We start from the raw sequence: 14,496 nt of genomic DNA, 5'->3' as shown, positions 1-14,496 counted from the left end.
GTTTAACTCCTTGTTTTGTCCTGTGTGGCTCCATGTCTAAGCAACATACGGGGGTTGCTGTGAGCCTCTTTGATGGTATCGGGTTGGTGGGACCCCTTCCAACACGGGAGGCGCCGGGAGCAGGGGCGTGTTTTGCAAGTCCCAGGCCTCCAATGCCTGCACAGTGATCCCCCGTGGTCCCGTGCGCCGCGTCAGGCCCCGGATCAGGAGCATCCTAGTGCCGAAAAGCAAGGGCCCCGACTTTTCCTGCGCCTCCGTGAAGAAGGTGGTGTCCACGCACCCGGTGCCGTCGTCAATGCTGATGAACACCACCCGCTTCCCGCCCCTCATGGGTGGCGTTTGCGTGGCCACCCGAACCCCTGCCACCAACACCTCACTGTTATTGCGCAGGCCCAGCAGCTGATCCGCCCGGCTCACCCCCAACTGATTCAGAAGTGGTGCATAACTTCCCATCAGGTGATCGCTCACGTCCATGGACAGCAGGTCAAGTTCTGTGCGCACCGTCTCCGCCATACTGGCCGCCGGGTGCACAGCTGGCAAAGCGCCCAATTCCACATCCCCCATGGGCAGGTGCAGCTGGCCCGCAATGGGATGGTTGCGCTTGCTGGACTTGCCCGCGGGCAGGCTGTTGACATGGGCTATGAGGTCGGCCCGGTTTGCCGTATTGCCGGTCAGGCTTTGCGCCTGGTGGTGCAGGGAATCCAGGGCACCCAGCTGGGCGAGCCGCTTCAACGCCGGCCGGCTCAGCCTGGCCCGATCGCGCAGATCAGCCAGCGAGTCATAGGGCTGGCCGTTGAGGATCCGTTTCAGTTCCGTCCCGGAGAGTCCATACACGCCGGCCATGCTCATGCGGATGCCCGTCACATTGCCGGCCGTCCGCTCGGCACTGTATTGGCCACCGCTGGCGTTGATGTCCAGCGGCAGAATGGGGATGCCCAGGCGCCGGGCCTCGGCCACCAGCAGACGCCGCGGGTACATACCGGGATCGTGCTCCCACAGCCCCGTCAGGAACTCGGCCGGATGGTGCGCCTTCAGCCACGCCGACTGATAGGTGGGCACGGCAAAAGCGGCCCCATGGGCCTTGCAGAAACCAAAACTCCCAAAAGCCTTCAGTGTCTCCCAGACCTCATCAATGACAGCCGTGCTGTAGCCGTGCGCAGCCGCGTGTTCCCTGAAGTACTTTTCGATGGCTGGCTCCACTGCCGGTTTTCCCAGCCCGCGCCGGAACTCGTCGGCACGTGACAGGGTGCATTTGGTCATGACGCTGAAGGTCCGCAGCACCTGCTCATGAAAAACCGTCACCCCATGCGTCTCCGCAAGGGCCGGGATGAGATCCGGGTGAGCGTAGTGGGCGGGGGTGAAGCCCGCCCTGTTCTCCAGGAACGGTTTCACCATGTTTGATTTCATGGGCCCGGGCCTGAACAAGGAAATGTCAATGACCAGGTCACTGAACTCGGTGGGCGCCATCTTGCCCACCAGTTCACGCTGGCCCGGGGACTCAATCTGAAAACAGCCCAGCGTGTGGGTGCTGCGGATCAGTTCAAAGGTGGGTTCGTCGTCGAACGGGACGGCATCTAGGTCAATGCCGCCGCCGTCGCTGATGAACGGCGCCTCCGGGGGGTGCCCGCCCTCGGCGGCAACGGCTTCCCTGGAGGGGTGCAGGCGGATGATTTCCCGTACGGCATAGGCCATGGCGCTTTGCATGCGCACACCCAGCACATCGAGTTTGAGCATGCCCATGGCATCCATGTCGTGTTTATCAAATTGGCTCATGGGCAGGCCCAGCCCGCTCGGTTGCACGGGCGTCCTGTTCAGCAGGGTCGAATCCCCCAGAATCACCCCGCACGGGTGCATGGAAATGTGCCTAGGCAAACTGTCCAGGCGTTCGGTGAGGTCAACCAGCAGATCCAGCTGGGCGCTTCCTGGCGCATTGCGGGAGCTTTCCACCTGGGCGGCAAAGTCACGCAGCTCGGGTTTCTCCTCCAATGCTTCCCTGAAGGATCCAGCCGAAAACCGCCACAGCTGTTTGGCAATTTGGTCAATCTCACCTTTGTCCATGCCCAGCGCCAGGCCCGCATCCCTGACAGCACCGCGGGCCCGGTAGCTGTTTTGCATGCTCATCAGGGTGACCCGTTGTGGGCCGAAACGCTCAAAGATGCGCCTGTACACGTTGTGGCGTTCGGCGCTTTCCACATCAAGGTCAATGTCCGGCAGCGTTGACCTGTCTAGGGAGAGGAACCGTTCAAAGAGCAGGTCGTTGGCGATGGGGTCAACCGCGCTGATGCCCAGCAAATAGTTGACCAGCGACGACGCCCCGGACCCGCGTGCCGCCCGGCGCACCCCCATGTCACGGATCATCTCCGAGACCTCGGCCACGGTAAGAAAATAAGAATCGAAGCCCAAGCCGCTGATGGTGGCCAGTTCTGTTTCCAACCGGCTGCGCACCGTGCGCAGCTGTCCGTCCGGGAGTCCCCCAAAGCGCTGGTTCAGCCCGGCTTCAGTGCGTTGACGCAGCTCCATGCCTGCTGGCTGCGTCAGCCCCAACACCGATGACTCCGGGGTTTTGGGCTGCTTCCAGCCAAGATCGGCTGCGGGGTCAAGCCTGCACTTGTCCGCCAATTGTTCCGTGTTGGACCACAACTGCCTCAGCTCGGCACCGCCATAGCCGCCCTGGTGGACAATCTCCTGGGCCACTGCCTGCATCTGGGCAGCATTTTTAAGCCAGGCCTGCCCCGTGGGTTGCAGGTCATTGAGCTTTTCCAGGGGCGAGATGTTCCTGGCAGCGTCCAGGACATCCGCCGTTGGGGCATCGTCTTCACAGCTGTAGCGCACGGCGTTGCTCAGAACGGCAGGCACATCAAATTCCTGCGCCAGTTTCAGCATGCGCACGGCATGGGAGGTGCTCATGGGCGCGCCGGGAGCGCTCAGGTGACTCAGGATTTCCACCACAAGGGACCCCACGGGCATGGCATTGCGCCATGCAAGGAATTTGGTGCGTGGAAGGAGGTATTTGCGCCCGTTGAGCGCCCTGCCCACGGGAGATGCGGGACCCAGCAAAACTGTCAGCGCGGCCCTGCCGGACGCCGGATCCAGCACGGCTGTGGCCAGTTGGGCCAGGGTGAGGCCCACCAGGGGCTGCTCATGCGCGGCAGAAATGAGGCGGCACAGGGCACCGTACCCTGCGCCCGGCGCCACGAATCCCCCACCATGGGCCAGGATCACCACCCGCCCCGCCACTTCCACACCGTTGTGCCCCTCTTCCAGCACGGCAAGGTCAACACCAAGAAGGGGGTCAATCCCGGCAGCCATGCAGGCCTTGACGTGTTTGACGGCACCGTAGAGCCCGTCCCGGTCGGTAATGGCAAGCGCGTTGGCGCCGTCAGCTGCTGCGGCTGCAGCCAAGTCATCGGGCCAGGACACCCCGTAGTGGGCACTGAAGGCCGAGGCGCAATGCAAGTGGACAAAGTTATGCACCCTCCTGCAACTCCTTAAAGTGCTCATCCAGTGCGTCATGGATTTTTATGACACGCCAGCGGTCGCTGGGCCGGTACCTCACCAGGTCCAGGGTTAACAGCTCCGCACTTCCCTCCTGGCGCACCTGCACCCGCCACATTTGGGTGTCCACAGATCCCACTCCCTCGCCCGGACGCATGCGGGTCTCGCTTTCCCACCAGGGCCGCCGTTCATACCAACACAATGGTTCGGCGGCAAGGTCATGGAGCCGTCCACGCCACCACAGCTGCACCAGCACCCCCTCGGCTGAGCGCACCACAGTAACTGATTCGCTAAAGGTGCCCATGCGTGCACTCCACCTCCACCCGGCGACGCCAACTCAGCATCATGTTCTTGATCCGAATGACTTATTAGTACATATATCCGAATAGATTTAAGTGTACGCTCAGTTTCACGCGGAAAGTAACCCGCTTATTGGGAAGAAACGCCGGAGCGGACATTTGTTCTGCGCATAAAGCGTTATGTAGATAGCTGACAACGCAACTGACGTCTAGCATGGCCTTATGGCCATTGGCCTAGTCGCACTGACGGCGTCACCACGATTTTTTGAAGGAGCGTTCCATGACTGACATGGTCACCCTCATCGCCAAGACCACTCCGTTGGAACGGGAGCTCAAGATGGCTTCCCGTACCGTGCAGGAGTCAGACCTCCCACGCCTCGGTGAGCTGTACTTCACCGCCTACGACGCCGGCGCCGCTGGCGATTCGATCGAAGTTGCCTTGGCCGACATGCAGGCTTCCCTGGCGGGCAAATACGGCCATTTCCTCCCCAACGCCTCCCATGTTGCCCTGGATGACGACGGCAAAATCGTGGCTGCCGTACTCGTGGTGGAGCACGCCATTGGCAACGACACTCCCGATGCCCCCTTCATCATTGAACTGATCACCGACCGTGAACACCGCCGCCGCGGCCTGGCCGAGGATCTGGTCCTTGCCACCATGGACACCTTGTTCAACGACGGTAAGGCGGATGTGGCCCTGCGGGTGGAATCCACCAATTCCGCAGCCCTGGCCCTGTACCTGTCACTGGACTTCCGCCGCTGGTCCCCCGAAGAGGACTAAACCTCCACCATGGACCAGCGGTTGACGTTTATTTCTTTGGGAGTCCGCAATGTGGAAAGCTCCCGTGAGTTTTATCTCACAGGTTTGGGCTGGACGGCTCATCAGGAAGTGCCCGGCCAGGTCATTTTCCTGCAGCTGAACCATGGGCTCATTTTGTCGCTGTGGAACCGGGAAGCCATGGCCGCCGAGTTGGGTGTTGAACCCTCCGACGGCGTCCCTCCCATCACCCTGAGCCACAACGTTGGCAGTGTTGCCGAGGTCGACGCCGTCTTGGCGCAGGCACTCGAGGCGGGCGCCGTCGTCGATCATCCCGCCGTGCAACAGCCCTGGGGCGGGTACAGCGGCTACTTTGCCGATCCTGACGGTTTCCGCTGGGAAGTTGCGTTCAATCCCACCTGGGCCGTGGACGACGCCGGAAACGTCACCGTCTAGCTGGTACCCGGCACCCTACAGCGCTGACCTCCTACAGTGCGATCGGCTCGATGAGTTCGGGGCCGTCATTGCGCACATTACCCACTGCGGCGCTGACAGGGTCAAGCCGCCAGCTGGCGGCCTGGCCGTAGGCATCCGCCAGGACCATCTCCAGCAGCTGTGCCGGCGCACCAGCCTCCGGGTTGAGCCATTCGGCCAATCCCTCAGCGGTCAGGGGCACCGGCAGCCTGTCATGCAAGGTGGCCAGCTCACCCTCAGGAGGCGAGGCCATGGTGATGATGCTGGCGGACAGCAGCCACTGATCGGGCGCCCCGTTGTCCTTGGCAGGGTCCTTCCACCATTCGTAGAGCCCGGCAAAGGTGATCAACGCGCCGTCGGCGCTGTGCACAAAATAGGCCTGCTTGCTCTTGCCGTCCGGCGACTTCTTCCATTCGTAGTAGCCCTGCACGGGCACGCCGCACCGTTTGGACTTCAGGGCCGAGCGGAACGTAGGCTTCTCCGCCACTGTTTCACTGCGCGCATTGAAGGCGCGCACCCCCACGGCCGGATCCTTGGCCCAGCCCGGCACCAGGCCCCACTTGGCAACGTGGATTTGCCGGTGGACCGCCCCGTCAATGAGCCGTTCCAGCACAATGGGCACATCCGTGGTGGGGGCAACGTTGTAGGAGCTCCGCAGCTCAAGGGACGCCTCGGCCTCCGCTTCCAGCTCCGCCACCAGATCGCCCACTGCCCTCGCCATAACGTATCGTCCGCACATGGGATCCATAGTGGCACAGACTGCCAGCGCGGCACAGGCACCCACCCTGCAACAAGGTGAGGAATATCCCCTCCACCCGGTAGCGTTGTCACCAGTAGCAATCAGCAAGACTTTACTTTCAAGGAGTATTTGACGTGGATTTCACCCCCGACGCCGGCAGCATCACCATGTTTTCCACCACGTGGTGCGGCTATTGCAAACGCCTGAAGAAGCAGCTGGACGCCGAGGGCATTGGCTACACGGAGATCAACATCGAAGATGTTCCCGGCACGGCAGAGCTCGTGGAAAGCCTCAACGACGGCAACCAGACCGTCCCCACCATCCTGTTCCCGGACGGCACGGCAGCAACCAACCCCTCCCTCAAGGACGTGGTGGCCAGGCTCGCAGCCTAGTCAGGGCCGGTGCATGAAGCCGTGTAGCCTGTCAGGAACCTCATTTGATGTTCCTGACAGGGAACACAGCGGATTCTAGGAGCTCTTCCATGGTGCATAAGGTCAAAGGCGCAGTAGTCCTGAGCAAGGACGCGGCCGTCACAATCGAAACCATCCTGGTCCCGGACCCGGGCCCGGGCGAAGCACTCGTGGATATTTTGACCAGCGGTGTTTGCCATACCGACCTGCACTACAAGCAGGGCGGGATCAGCGATGATTTCCCGTTCCTGCTGGGACACGAGGCAACAGGTGTTGTGAGTGCCGTGGGTGCCGGGGTCACCAACGTGGTCCCGGGCGACCGGGTCATCCTGAACTGGCGTGCCGTGTGCGGTACCTGCCGCGCCTGCAGCAAGGGCCAGGGCCAGTACTGTTTCAACACCGCCAACGCCACGCAGAAGATGACCCTCGAGGACGGCACTGTCCTCTCCCCCGCATTGGGCATCGGCGCCTTCATTGAGAAGACACTTGTGGCGGCCGGCCAGTGCACCAAGGTTGACCCGGACGTTGACCCGGGCGCCGTGGGCCTGCTGGGCTGCGGCGTCATGGCCGGCATTGGAGCGGCCATCAACACCGGCAACGTCAAGCGCGGGGACTCCGTGGCAGTCATCGGCTGCGGCGGCGTGGGCTCGGCGGCCATTGCCGGGGCGGCACTTGCCGGCGCCACCACCATCGTTGCCGTTGACCGCGATCCGCAGAAGCTTGCGGCGGCCGTGAAACTCGGCGCCACGCACACGGTGGATGCCTCGCAGGAGGATGCCGTGCTCGCCATCCAGAACCACACCGGCGGGTTCGGTGCAGATGTGGTGATTGACGCCGTCGGACGTCCCGAAACCTACAAGCAAGCCTTCTACGCCCGCGACCTTGCCGGCACAGTGGTGCTGGTGGGTGTGCCCACCCCGGAGATGGTGCTGGACCTGCCGTTGCTGGATGTGTTTGGCCGCGGCGGATCCCTGAAGTCTTCCTGGTATGGCGATTGCCTGCCCTCGCGCGATTTCCCCATGCTGGTGGAGCTCTACAAGCAGGGCAAACTGGATTTGGACGCCTTTGTGAGCGAACGCATCACCATCAACGACATTGAGGCTGCCTTCACCAAAATGGGTCAGGGCTCCGTGCTGCGTTCGGTGGTGGAGTTCGTATGAGCGCCCGCATTGAACGCCTGGTGACCAAAGGCACATTCTCGCTCGACGGCGGCACCTGGGACGTGGACAACAACGTCTGGATCGTTGGCGACGACACCCAGGTGTACGTGATCGACCCCGCCCACAACCCCGGCGCCATCAAGGAAGCCGTGGGGGAACGTACAGTCAAAGCGGTATTGCTGACCCACGGCCACGACGACCACATCCGTTTCGCGCGGGACTTTGCCGACTTGGTGGGGGCACCAGTGCTCATGAACCCGGCAGACCAGATGCTGTGGGAATCCCTCTTCCCGGGCACTTCACCGGATTCCCCCATCGCGGACGGCGACACCTTTGAGGTGGCCGGCACTGTGCTGCGGGCGTTGCACACGCCCGGGCACTCCCCCGGCTCAACGTGCTTTTACGCCGAGGCGCTGGGTACTGTTTTCACCGGAGACACCTTGTTCAACGGCGGGCCAGGGGCAACAGGGCGCTCCTACAGTGACTTCCCCACCATTGTTGCCTCCATTAAGGAGCGGTTGCTGACCCTACCCGCGGACACGGTGGTCAACACCGGCCACGGCGACTCCACCACGATTGCGGCCGAGGCGCCGGGGATCCTGGCAGCCGCGCAGCAGTAGATCCGGGCTGCCCGATTCCATTGGACACGTGATGTGGGTGTTGTTGCGTGACACCCACATCATGTGTCTAACGGATGGACGCTGGCCTGGGCGGCTAGGGGTGGACCAGTTCCGTGTGCTGTGCATAGGCGGCCAACACGGCGTCCTCCACATCGTCCACTGTGATCTCTGGAACCAGGTCCTGGGCGGCGCCGGCAGTTGCCGGATCCCACTCCAGCCCCAGGGCGGCATAGGTGCCCGTGAGGACGCTGCGGATGGGTGCCGAGTCTTCAACAACAATCACCGAACTGAACAGCCAGGCGCCGGAGACCACGCGCTGGGCTGTGCCCACCAGTTTGATCCGGCCTGCCGGGCCACTGCCGTAGACACTGTATTCGCCGGGACAGTATTCGCCGGGGATCTCACCGACGGCGGCAGCCACGCCCAGGCTTTGCAGGGCTTCGGTGAAGAGGTCCCCGAAGAAGCCAAACCTCGCCTTAGCCCCCGCGATGGCGTCGTCCTCGCGTTGCAGGTGGTCCACCACAAGTGTGCCCTGGTGGTAGGCGGCAGCCCGTCCGCCGGCTTTGCGCACCGCAGGGACAAAGCCGTGCTCCCGGGAGACCTGTTCGGCATAGCCGAAGCCGTCCAGCCTGGTGTCGCGCTGTCCAAAGGCCACTGTGGGTTCCGGGCGGTAGAGCCGGAGCATGTTCGACTGTTCGCCTGTTTTCACCCTCGCCAACAGTTCAAGTGCGTGGTTCAAATCGGCTTCGGCGCCCCGATTCTGCAACTGGCGGTGGACCTGAAGCAGCGGGGCCATCATGGCGCTCATGGGCGGTGCGGGATGGCTCGGATGGTCAGGATCTGTTCCGTGCGCGCAAAGGGTCCCTTGATGTCATTGAGCACGGAGGACGTCAAGCCGATGCCGTCACCGGCAATGGTCACGTGCGTGTCCAGCCCCAGCCATTCACCCACAGGTTCGCGGTAAATGTGGATGGACAGGTCAACGTTGGGGAACATGAAGCCGCCGGGAACCGGTGCCATGCGTGCCGACACACCATTGGCGCTGTCGGCCAGTCCCAAAAGGCGCACCAGCGCCGAGGAGTGCTCACCGCCGTCGAGCATGGTGTAGGGACTGTGCAGCCAGGCGCGTCCTCGGCCGGGGCGGTGATCGGGGTTGGAACGGCCTTCAAGGGTCTTGATAAAGCCGCCGGGCCAGCTGGTCATGCCATCCCAGGCGGTGGCAGCGTCCAGATTTTCCATGGGTTCGTCTTCATAGGCTTCAACGGCTGTGGTGTCAGTGGTTTGCAAACGCCAGGCCGTGACACGGACCGCCACGCGACCCTCGGCCACCAGCTCCGCCTGTAGGAGTTCAATGGTTTTACCGGGACGCAAAAGCGTTGTTTCGATGGTGAACTCGCCGGCCGGAATAAGTCCCAGAATGTCAAAGCTCAGCCGGGCCAGGCGCATGTCCGGGCGGGGCTCAAAGTGCTCCAGTGCGTGAACCATGATGCCCGTGACGGGGGCCATGTGCTGTTCGTGCGTATTCCAGGCGCCCTGGGCGTGAATGGTGGACGCGTAACGGTCTCCACCCAGATGGTGGTAATACGACGTCGCCTCTGCGGCGCACTGCGTTGTGTTCTCCGGCATGGCTATGACTCTACCGGGAGCAGCACCGGGTAATCCAAACGGGAGGTTAGGCCTGCTGGGTGGAAGGGCTTGCAACGTCCGGGGTCATGACGGGGCAGTCATCCAGGGCGCTCTTGTCCAGCTTGCGATTCCGGGACACGCGGAACAAGTGGACGCTCAGGGCGGCCACGCCAACCACCAGCACCAGCCCGATGAGGGCCAGGGGCGATCCTGCGGCAGCGGCAATGGCCGCGTCAAAGGCGGCAAGGCCGATGGTTGCGTAGATGGTGGCCCAGGCAATGGACCCAACTACTGTGGCCGGGATGTAGCGGCGCAGGGGCATGCGGCCCAGGCCGGCGGAGGTGTTGATGGCTGTTTGCACGCCGATGGTCAAAAAGCTCACACTCACGGCAGGGGCACCCCAGCGGGCAATGATTTTTTCTGCCCGCAACACGGCCGGGGAGTCCAGATGCTTTTGCAGCTTCGTCTTGCGTCCGCCGGCGGCAAGACCGCGGCCCGCCCAGTAGGTGGCGTTGGAACGCAGCATGACGATGCCGAACAAGATCAGAAAGGCCCAGATGAAAGGTAGGGAGACGATGCTGTCCATCATGAGCGCGCGCTACCCCCTGGGTAATCAAAATAATATAGCCACAGAATGCTGAGCTATTAGTCATACCTATCCTAACGAATATAGGCGAGGATGCCCTAATTTTGGCGTCATGACGTTGCTCGCTTGGGCCACGACTGCCAGCCGCCGGGCAGGTTCTTGAAGACCCCTTGTGCCGCCTTGATCCTTCCCTTGGGGAGGCGGCTGTGGCGCAGCGGCAGCGACGAACTGCTGCTGCCTCCCGGGAACGCCATGCTCATGTGTAGGGCCGGGCTCAACCCGCCCGTGATCCACTCCTTGTATTCGCCCGCAGCAATGGCAAAAACCAGCCGCTCCAATTCTTCGGCGGCCGTGTCCAGCGTTTCATCGCAGGCGTCGCAGCCGCAGTTCGGACCCGGAGCGGCATGCAGCAGTCCAGCGTGAATTTGAACGGATGGAAAATCCAGGTATTCAAAGATGAGCGGGGCAGCATGCGCGTTTGCCGGGGTCACCTTCACGGCTCGAAGTGCTGCCACCTCCTGGTTCTCCATGCCACCCTGTTGGGGCAGCAACGCCAGCCCGTCCTGGCGCACACAGTCGTAGTGACTGAGAAGATGCTCCACGAGCGCATCGGCCACCTCATGCAGGCCCCCGAACCGTTCGGGATGACTCACCCGGCTGTACGCCGCATCGGGCACAGCCGCCTGCAGCTTTCTTCCATCCCACCACCCTAGCCAGCTGCGTGAGGTAACGCACAGTTGCACGGTTCGGGGCTAGCATCGAAAGCATGACCAACGATGCTCAGCTGTCCCACACGTCCGGCCCGTCCTCCACTCCACTTCTGACCGAGACAATAGGAGCCAACTTTGCCCGCACAGCCAGCCGCTTCCCGGACAGGGAGGCCCTGGTTGACGTCCCGTCCGGGCGCCGGTGGACATATGCGCAGTTGAAGCACGACGTCGATGCCCTGGCCCGCGGCCTGCTCGCCGCCGGGGTGGGCAAGGGAGACCGGGTGGGCATCTGGGCGCCCAATGTGCCCGAATGGGTGCTCATCCAGTACGCCACGGCCACGATCGGCGCCATTCTGGTCAACGTCAACCCCTCCTACCGGACCCACGAACTCAAGTATGCCGTGCAGCAGTCGGGCCTGCGCATGCTGGTGGCAATGCCCACGTTCCGCAGCTCGGACTATGTCGCCATGATCGAGGCCGTCCTGCCCGAATGCGCGGCGCTGGTAGACGTTGTGTACATCGGCACCGATTCCTGGGACGCACTCGTGGCGGGCGGGTCAGTGGTGGCGGTTGACGCCGTCGAAGATGTCATGAAGGGGTTGGATCCGAACGATCCCATCAACATCCAGTACACCTCGGGCACCACGGGCTACCCCAAGGGTGCCACGTTGAGCCACCGCAACATCCTGAACAACGGCTACTTCGTGACGGAGACCATCAAGTTCACCGAGCAGGACAGGCTCTGCGTACCGGTGCCGTTTTACCACTGCTTCGGCATGGTCATGGGGAACCTGGGCGCCACCACGCACGGTGCCGCCATCATCATTCCGGCCGTGTCCTTTGACCCTGCAGCCACCCTGGCGGCCGTGCAGGAGGAGCGCTGCACGGCCCTGTACGGGGTGCCCACCATGTTCATCGCGGAGCTGAATCTGCCCAGCTTTGACAGCTATGACCTCTCCAGCTTGCGCACAGGCATCATGGCTGGCTCCCCCTGCCCCGTGGAGGTTATGAAGCGGTGCATGGGCCAGATGCACATGGCGCAGGTGTCCATTGCGTATGGCATGACGGAGACGTCGCCGGTGTCCATGCAGACACAGACTGACGACGACGTGGCGCACCGGACCGAGACGGTGGGCCGGGCGCACCCGCATCTGGAGGTCAAAATTGTGGATCCGGCCACCGGACTTACGGTTCCACGCGGCACGCCCGGCGAATTTTGCACCCGCGGCTACTCGGTCATGCTGGGGTACTGGAATGATCCGGAGAAGACCGCCACCGCCATTGATGCTGACCGGTGGATGCACACGGGCGATCTGGCAGTCATGTTCAGCGACGGCTACGTCAACATCGTGGGACGGATCAAGGACATGGTGATTCGGGGAGGGGAGAATCTGTACCCGAGAGAAATTGAGGAGTTCCTCTACCATCACCCGGATGTTGCCGACGTCCAGGTCATTGGGGTGCCGGATGAGGTGTACGGCGAGGAACTGTGCGCCTGGATCATGATGAAACCGGGCGCCGCGCTGCTGGACCAAGCCGCCGTGGCAGCATACTGCGAGGGCCAGCTGTCCCGCCACAAGGTGCCGCGCTACGTCATGGTGGTCAACGAGTTCCCCATGACAGTGACGGGCAAGGTGCGCAAGATGGACATGCGCGCCGCCACCGTGGAGCTGTTGGGGCTCTAGTGGCGTGGCTGCTACCCCTGACGATTGAGTCCGTCAAAGTCCACCTCTTGGCACACCACCGCGGATTAATCGATCCCGGGCCGAGGGTGAGCCCTCACTTGTTGGCTCCTGCGCAGATCAGTTGCCGAGGAGGGCCTTCTTCATTGCGTAGTTGGTTAGCTGCACGCCGACCATCACAGGGTGTTGTTCTGCCTTGACAACGAAACCGTGGCGCTCGAAGAAGGGACGGGCCGTGATGCTGACGTTGGCGGTCAACTCAGTCAGCCGATGGGCACGCGCGTGGGATTCCACGTGGCCGAGCAGTTGCCGCGCAACCCCGAGCCGCAGATAGCGCGGGGCCACGAACAACATGTCTATGTACCCTTGTGGGCCCACGTCGGAGAAGCCTGCTGGCTGTCCATCCACGGCCGCCACATAGCTGTTCCTCGCGTGCATAGCGGCGTGCCAGGTGGAGATTTCGCGCGTTTCAGGCCGCGCCCACGCCTGAATCTGTTCCATCGAGTAATCTGCGGCAGCGGTTACGGTGACAGCGGCAAGGAAAATCGCCAAGGTATCTGCAGCATCCGCGAAACGGTAAGGGCGAATGGCGACTATTGGCGCATTGGTGTTTTTTTTCGGATACACACAACAAGCATCCCACTTCGGCACGTTGCGGCCGAGCGGCGCCTTGGAGAACATTGAGGCGGAAGGGCTTTGAGGAATCGTACTCCGCCATAATGCCGGTGAGGACTTCGCCGCCGATGCCCAGGCCTTGGTATTGCGTGGCGAGGTAGAAGTGTTCAAGCCACACGGCGTCGTGCTCGGGGCGTAGTGCCACAAGTCCGATGTCTTCTCCGGCGGCCAAGTCAATCAAGGTCGGGCCGCATGACTTCGGCCCGTAATTCCGCCATACAGTGCGCGTCAGATGACTGCGAATTTCCGTTAACGAAACCTTTGGATGGCCTTGATGATGTCGTTTGCAGGCGGTGACCCTACACGTCGTATTCCACGTCAGCGAAGGCTTTGACTTCTTCGCGAAGTTGCTCAGCAATACTGACACCCTCTATGTTCCACGCGATTTCATTTTCCGGCGAACTCCACTCACTGTCATCCAAGTTCTCAGCATCCCAAGCGTCGTACCACGTGCGTAGTCGGAGCGTGAGACTCTCCGACAGGCCAAAGTCTGACGGTTCCATGGTGTATTTCGTCTGTCCCTGAGCAGTGGTGTTCTCCCACAACGGCCACCGATGACCGTAGTCGGGAAACATGCGGATGACGCGACGGACGTATTGATCTGACATGACCGAATCCTAGCTTGTCTTGGACCGCGTGACTGAGGCTATTCGGAAGCGGGTGAACAGTTGTCCTTAGCGTCTACCCTCAAGGCGGTGCCGCAGCCCCTGCCACGCTGTTCCGAAACCCGGGTGCAGCGGCAATGTGGAGACGGCTTCAAGGGGCACCCACTCCAGGGCCAGACTCTCGGGGTCGCTGATGACAGGTTCGAATGGCACCACAGCCTCAACGGCCACTGTGGTGTAGCTCCAGTACCCCACGTCAAAAACAGAGGTGAACAGGAGTTCCACGTTCTCCCACGGCACGCCGGCTTCTTCCCAGGCCTCGCGCAGTGCGCCGTCCACGGCAGTTTCCCCTTGGTGCAGGGCTCCACCGGGCAGTCCCCAGGTGCCGCCATGGTGGGACCAGATGGCCCGGTGCTGGAGCAGGACGCCGCGGCCGGCGTCGAACACCAGCAATCCGGCAGAGCCAAACCTCCCCCAGAACTTGCCCTGCGCCCCCTCAACCCAGGCATCGCCGGGGTCGCGGTTGCTGCCAAGCCTGCCTGGACGCACCAGCGCAGCGGCATCACGAACAAATCGGGCTGCCGCTGACGTCGGGCGTGTGGGGGAATTGTCCTGGTCCATGGCGTCTACGGTACCAACAACGCAGCTCCGCGCCCTG

General features: G+C 62.5%; 16 protein-coding genes. 6 read left to right on the top strand and 10 right to left on the bottom strand.

The window, feature by feature from the left end:
* Nucleotides 1–36: 36 nt before the first annotated feature.
* Nucleotides 37–3,474, bottom strand: coding sequence for a DNA polymerase III subunit alpha (locus ACX80Q_RS05350; RefSeq protein WP_459329490.1), 3,438 nt, complete (start codon nt 3,472–3,474; stop codon nt 37–39).
* The gene (locus ACX80Q_RS05345) at nt 3,467–3,799 is read right to left on the bottom strand and encodes a DUF6504 family protein (RefSeq protein ID WP_459329489.1); all 333 of its coding nucleotides are present in this window, start codon (nt 3,797–3,799) and stop codon (nt 3,467–3,469) included. The genes ACX80Q_RS05350 and ACX80Q_RS05345 overlap by 8 nt, the downstream gene beginning before the upstream one ends.
* A gap of 275 nt (nt 3,800–4,074) precedes the next feature.
* Between ACX80Q_RS05345 and ACX80Q_RS05340 the strand changes: the two genes are divergently transcribed.
* Nucleotides 4,075–4,575: a GNAT family N-acetyltransferase gene (locus tag ACX80Q_RS05340; RefSeq protein WP_459329488.1), complete on the top strand. Its 501-nt coding sequence runs from the start codon at nt 4,075–4,077 to the stop codon at nt 4,573–4,575.
* A gap of 9 nt (nt 4,576–4,584) precedes the next feature.
* Nucleotides 4,585–5,007 (top strand): VOC family protein, encoded by a 423-nt coding sequence (locus ACX80Q_RS05335; RefSeq protein WP_459329487.1) that lies wholly within the window; start codon nt 4,585–4,587, stop codon nt 5,005–5,007.
* Between the two features lie 31 nt (nt 5,008–5,038).
* Here ACX80Q_RS05335 and ACX80Q_RS05330 read toward each other — a convergent pair whose 3' ends face one another.
* Complete coding sequence (locus ACX80Q_RS05330) at nt 5,039–5,764, bottom strand: SOS response-associated peptidase (protein ID WP_459329486.1); 726 nt, start codon at nt 5,762–5,764, stop codon at nt 5,039–5,041.
* Between the two features lie 134 nt (nt 5,765–5,898).
* Between ACX80Q_RS05330 and ACX80Q_RS05325 the strand changes: the two genes are divergently transcribed.
* The 3 genes from ACX80Q_RS05325 (at nt 5,899) to ACX80Q_RS05315 (ending at nt 7,954) form a co-directional block, all read left to right on the top strand.
* Nucleotides 5,899–6,156: a mycoredoxin gene (locus ACX80Q_RS05325; RefSeq protein ID WP_459329485.1), complete on the top strand. Its 258-nt coding sequence runs from the start codon at nt 5,899–5,901 to the stop codon at nt 6,154–6,156.
* A gap of 89 nt (nt 6,157–6,245) precedes the next feature.
* Complete coding sequence (locus tag ACX80Q_RS05320; RefSeq protein WP_459329484.1) at nt 6,246–7,334, top strand: S-(hydroxymethyl)mycothiol dehydrogenase; 1,089 nt, start codon at nt 6,246–6,248, stop codon at nt 7,332–7,334.
* Nucleotides 7,331–7,954, top strand: a complete 624-nt coding sequence (locus ACX80Q_RS05315) for an MBL fold metallo-hydrolase (protein WP_459329483.1) — start codon at nt 7,331–7,333, stop codon at nt 7,952–7,954. The genes ACX80Q_RS05320 and ACX80Q_RS05315 overlap by 4 nt, the downstream gene beginning before the upstream one ends.
* Before the next feature lie 94 nt (nt 7,955–8,048).
* Here ACX80Q_RS05315 and ACX80Q_RS05310 read toward each other — a convergent pair whose 3' ends face one another.
* From ACX80Q_RS05310 to ACX80Q_RS05295, 4 genes are all read right to left on the bottom strand, one after another.
* Nucleotides 8,049–8,762, bottom strand: a complete 714-nt coding sequence (locus ACX80Q_RS05310) for a lipoate--protein ligase family protein (RefSeq protein ID WP_459329482.1) — start codon at nt 8,760–8,762, stop codon at nt 8,049–8,051.
* A complete protein-coding gene (locus ACX80Q_RS05305) occupies nt 8,759–9,580 on the bottom strand; it encodes a thioesterase family protein (RefSeq protein WP_459329481.1) in 822 nt (273 codons plus the stop codon). The genes ACX80Q_RS05310 and ACX80Q_RS05305 overlap by 4 nt, the downstream gene beginning before the upstream one ends.
* 46 nt (nt 9,581–9,626) lie before the next feature.
* Nucleotides 9,627–10,169: a DedA family protein gene (locus ACX80Q_RS05300; protein ID WP_459329480.1), complete on the bottom strand. Its 543-nt coding sequence runs from the start codon at nt 10,167–10,169 to the stop codon at nt 9,627–9,629.
* 107 nt (nt 10,170–10,276) lie between these two features.
* Nucleotides 10,277–10,909 carry a DUF6226 family protein gene (locus ACX80Q_RS05295; RefSeq protein WP_459329479.1) on the bottom strand — a complete coding sequence of 211 codons (633 nt, stop codon included), beginning with the start codon at nt 10,907–10,909 and terminating at the stop codon, nt 10,277–10,279.
* A gap of 23 nt (nt 10,910–10,932) precedes the next feature.
* Between ACX80Q_RS05295 and ACX80Q_RS05290 the strand changes: the two genes are divergently transcribed.
* Nucleotides 10,933–12,561 (top strand): AMP-binding protein, encoded by a 1,629-nt coding sequence (locus tag ACX80Q_RS05290; RefSeq protein ID WP_459329478.1) that lies wholly within the window; start codon nt 10,933–10,935, stop codon nt 12,559–12,561.
* 117 nt (nt 12,562–12,678) lie between these two features.
* Here the strand turns inward: ACX80Q_RS05290 and ACX80Q_RS05285 are convergent, their stop codons facing one another.
* The 3 genes from ACX80Q_RS05285 to ACX80Q_RS05275 all read right to left on the bottom strand — a co-directional run bounded on the left by ACX80Q_RS05285 (nt 12,679) and on the right by ACX80Q_RS05275 (nt 14,459).
* Nucleotides 12,679–13,344, bottom strand: a complete 666-nt coding sequence (locus ACX80Q_RS05285) for a GNAT family N-acetyltransferase (RefSeq protein ID WP_459329477.1) — start codon at nt 13,342–13,344, stop codon at nt 12,679–12,681.
* Between the two features lie 188 nt (nt 13,345–13,532).
* On the bottom strand, nt 13,533–13,841 hold the full coding sequence (locus ACX80Q_RS05280; protein WP_459329476.1) for a hypothetical protein: 309 nt from the start codon (nt 13,839–13,841) through the stop codon (nt 13,533–13,535).
* 66 nt (nt 13,842–13,907) lie between these two features.
* Nucleotides 13,908–14,459, bottom strand: a complete 552-nt coding sequence (locus tag ACX80Q_RS05275) for an NUDIX domain-containing protein (protein ID WP_459329475.1) — start codon at nt 14,457–14,459, stop codon at nt 13,908–13,910.
* Nucleotides 14,460–14,496: the final 37 nt, after the last annotated feature.

Source organism: Arthrobacter sp. HLT1-20 (assembly GCF_054510895.1).
This window is presented reverse-complemented; position numbering and strand designations above follow the sequence as displayed.

Coding starts and splice junctions, on each gene's coding strand:
- ACX80Q_RS05340 (WP_459329488.1), top strand. CDS start 4,075: ATGACTGACATGGTCACCCTCATCGCCAAGACCACTCCGTTGGAACGG.
- ACX80Q_RS05320 (WP_459329484.1), top strand. CDS start 6,246: ATGGTGCATAAGGTCAAAGGCGCAGTAGTCCTGAGCAAGGACGCGGCC.
- ACX80Q_RS05310 (WP_459329482.1), bottom strand. CDS start 8,762: ATGAGCGCCATGATGGCCCCGCTGCTTCAGGTCCACCGCCAGTTGCAG.
- ACX80Q_RS05330 (WP_459329486.1), bottom strand. CDS start 5,764: ATGTGCGGACGATACGTTATGGCGAGGGCAGTGGGCGATCTGGTGGCG.
- ACX80Q_RS05335 (WP_459329487.1), top strand. CDS start 4,585: ATGGACCAGCGGTTGACGTTTATTTCTTTGGGAGTCCGCAATGTGGAA.
- ACX80Q_RS05305 (WP_459329481.1), bottom strand. CDS start 9,580: ATGCCGGAGAACACAACGCAGTGCGCCGCAGAGGCGACGTCGTATTAC.
- ACX80Q_RS05275 (WP_459329475.1), bottom strand. CDS start 14,459: ATGGACCAGGACAATTCCCCCACACGCCCGACGTCAGCGGCAGCCCGA.
- ACX80Q_RS05345 (WP_459329489.1), bottom strand. CDS start 3,799: ATGGGCACCTTTAGCGAATCAGTTACTGTGGTGCGCTCAGCCGAGGGG.
- ACX80Q_RS05280 (WP_459329476.1), bottom strand. CDS start 13,841: ATGTCAGATCAATACGTCCGTCGCGTCATCCGCATGTTTCCCGACTAC.
- ACX80Q_RS05315 (WP_459329483.1), top strand. CDS start 7,331: ATGAGCGCCCGCATTGAACGCCTGGTGACCAAAGGCACATTCTCGCTC.
- ACX80Q_RS05300 (WP_459329480.1), bottom strand. CDS start 10,169: ATGATGGACAGCATCGTCTCCCTACCTTTCATCTGGGCCTTTCTGATC.
- ACX80Q_RS05290 (WP_459329478.1), top strand. CDS start 10,933: ATGACCAACGATGCTCAGCTGTCCCACACGTCCGGCCCGTCCTCCACT.